Origin of the sequence: Pseudomonas yangonensis (assembly GCF_009932725.1) — a bacterium.
GTDB lineage: Bacteria > Pseudomonadota > Gammaproteobacteria > Pseudomonadales > Pseudomonadaceae > Aquipseudomonas > Aquipseudomonas yangonensis.
Window position 1 is genome coordinate 1 of the sequence record NZ_BLJU01000085.1, and the last position, 3,046, is coordinate 3,046.

Below are 3,046 nucleotides of genomic sequence, written 5' to 3' on the forward strand. Positions count from 1 at the left end.
GATAGTTTGGCTGTGAGCAAATTTAAGGGGAAAACGTGTCCCGGGTCAACTGCTTTTCAAGAGTAAGCAACTTCTGATAAGATACTTTATGTCAGCAGGGTCTGTTTTCGGGTTGCGGTTTTGCTGAATGCGGGGCGTAGTTTCCTAAATCGATAATTTAACCAGATAGGAGTACAGACATATGAAAATCGTAAAAAGGATATTATTAGTATTGTTAAGTTTATTTTTTACAGTTGTGTATTCAAATGCTCAAACTGACAACTTAACTTTGAAAATTGAGAATGTTTTAAAGGCAAAAAATGCCAGAATAGGAGTAGCAATATTCAACAGCAATGAGAAGGATACTTTGAAGATTAATAACGACTTCCATTTCCCGATGCAAAGCGTTATGAAATTTCCGATTGCTTTAGCCGTTTTGTCTGAGATAGATAAAGGGAATCTTTCTTTTGAACAAAAAATAGAGATTACCCCTCAAGACCTTTTGCCTAAAACGTGGAGTCCGATTAAAGAGGAATTCCCTAATGGAACAACTTTGACGATTGAACAAATACTAAATTATACAGTATCAGAGAGCGACAATATTGGTTGTGATATTTTGCTAAAATTAATCGGAGGAACTGATTCTGTTCAAAAATTCTTGAATGCTAATCATTTCACTGATATTTCAATCAAAGCAAACGAAGAACAAATGCACAAGGATTGGAATACCCAATATCAAAATTGGGCAACCCCAACAGCGATGAACAAACTGTTAATAGATACTTATAATAATAAGAACCAATTACTTTCTAAAAAAAGTTATGATTTTATTTGGAAAATTATGAGAGAAACAACAACAGGAAGTAACCGATTAAAAGGACAATTACCAAAGAATACAATTGTTGCTCATAAAACAGGGACTTCCGGAATAAATAATGGAATTGCAGCAGCCACTAATGATGTTGGGGTAATTACTTTACCGAATGGACAATTAATTTTTATAAGCGTATTTGTTGCAGAGTCCAAAGAAACTTCGGAAATTAATGAAAAGATTATTTCAGACATTGCAAAAATAACGTGGAATTACTATTTGAATAAATAAAAAACTACCGCTAACACTGGCTCATAGGCAATGGCGGGTTGAAGTGCAATTTGCAAAGTCGGTAGCCCGCCCGAGCGTTTTCTCGGTTTGACAGGAAAGGCTCACGCAAACCGCCACTGCCCATAGCCCAAACCGTTATGGTTCAGTGGTGAAAAAAAGCGAAATTGGTATTTTTAGGTTTTTGTGCTTTTGGAGACTGGAAAAGAAAATTGAGTGTTTGTTGCGGAACTGAAAAATGGAAAGTTTCTTGAAAGGCTACCGTTGAGAGGAACAAAAAAGAAAAAAAGAAAACTTGGACGCAGATTGTTCCGGTCTATGCTCCTTCGGAGCGAATGGTTCTTCAGCGGAATCTGCATGGATCTTAAGTCTGCAAGGGTTTGCGTTGTGGTTGCGACCAACGAGAAACGGCTCCGAGAGTTTGGCAGTTCAAGCTCGCAACGTAAAGAAAAATTGAAGTTTTTTGTTTTTTAAGTGAAAATGAATACTTTTGGGAAACGGTAGCAAATTCTGAAAAATAAAGAATTGACCGCAACAAAATAGAGAAAAGAGAAGCCCCGGTTGAAATTTCTTTTTAGGAAACTACGCTCCGTACATCAAAACAAACCCCGGAAAAGTCCCCAGCCTCCTGACATAAAACACCTTATCAGAAGCTGCATCCCCGCTTAAAACAGTTGACCCCGTGCGCGAAATCCCCTTAAATTTAATCCGTTAGCGAGGTGCCGCCGGCTTCCATTCAGGTCGAGGTGGCCCGGCTCCATGCACCGCGACGCAGCGCCGGCAGGCAGAGCAAGTAGAGGGCAGCGCCTGCAATCCATGCCCACCCGTTCCACGTTGTTATAGAAGCCGCATAGATCGCCGTGAAGAGGAGGGGTCCGACGATCGAGGTCAGGCTGGTGAGCGCCGCCAGTGAGCCTTGCAGCTGCCCCTGACGTTCCTCATCCACCTGCCTGGACAACATTGCTTGCAGCGCCGGCATTCCGATGCCACCCGAAGCAAGCAGGACCATGATCGGGAACGCCATCCATCCCCGTGTCGCGAAGGCAAGCAGGATGTAGCCTGTGCCGTCGGCAATCATTCCGAGCATGAGTGCCCGCCTTTCGCCGAGCCGGGCGGCTACAGGGCCGGTGATCATTGCCTGGGCGAGTGAATGCAGAATGCCAAATGCGGCAAGCGAAATGCCGATCGTGGTCGCGTCCCAGTGAAAGCGATCCTCGCCGAAAATGACCCAAAGCGCGGCCGGCACCTGTCCGACAAGTTGCATGATGAAGAAGACCGCCATCAGGGCGGCGACGACGGTCATGCCCCGGGCCCACCGGAACGAAGCGAGCGGGTTGAGAGCCTCCCGGCGTAACGGCCGGCGTTCGCCTTTGTGCGACTCCGGCAAAAGGAAACAGCCCGTCAGGAAATTGAGGCCGTTCAAGGCTGCCGCGGCGAAGAACGGAGCGTGGGGGGAGAAACCGCCCATCAGCCCACCGAGCACAGGTCCCGCGACCATCCCGAACCCGAAACAGGCGCTCATGAAGCCGAAGTGCCGCGCGCGCTCATCGCCATCAGTGATATCGGCAATATAAGCGCCGGCTACCGCCCCAGTCGCCCCGGTGATGCCGGCCACGATCCGCCCGATATAGAGAACCCAAAGGAAAGGCGCCGTCGCCATGATGGCGTAGTCGACAGCAGCGCCGGCCAGCGAGACGAGCAAGACCGGCCGCCGCCCGAAACGATCCGACAGCGCGCCCAGCACAGGTGCGCAGGCAAATTGCATCAACGCATACAGCGCCAGCAGAATGCCATAGTGGGCGGTGACGTCGTTAAATTTAAGGGGAAAACGTGTCCCGGGTCAACTGCTTTTCAAGAGTAAGCAACTTCTGATAAGATACTTTATGTCAGTCGGGTCTGTTTTCGGGTTGCGGTTTTGCTGAATGCGGGGCGTAGTTTCCTAAATCGAAATGCTAGGCATGATCTAAC

Annotated in this window: 1 protein-coding gene and 1 pseudogene; one reads left to right on the forward strand and one right to left on the reverse strand. The window is 47.3% G+C overall.

Going from position 1 to position 3,046, the window contains the following annotated elements:
* The first annotated feature begins 181 nt into the window (after positions 1-181).
* On the forward strand, positions 182-1,081 hold the full coding sequence (locus GYB81_RS23585) for an inhibitor-resistant extended-spectrum class A beta-lactamase VEB-9 (RefSeq protein ID WP_032494864.1): 900 nt from the start codon (positions 182-184) through the stop codon (positions 1,079-1,081).
* A 733-nt stretch (positions 1,082-1,814) separates the two neighbouring features.
* On the opposite strand, the pseudogene tet reads toward GYB81_RS23585, so the two are convergent.
* Positions 1,815-2,885: pseudogene (gene tet, locus GYB81_RS23590) on the reverse strand (Tet(A)/Tet(B)/Tet(C) family tetracycline efflux MFS transporter); the annotation flags it as partial.
* Positions 2,886-3,046 lie beyond the last annotated feature (161 nt).

Bases quoted from the DNA above. Each gene is read 5' to 3' on its own strand.
- GYB81_RS23585 (WP_032494864.1), top strand. From the start codon at position 182: ATGAAAATCGTAAAAAGGATATTATTAGTATTGTTAAGTTTATTTTTT.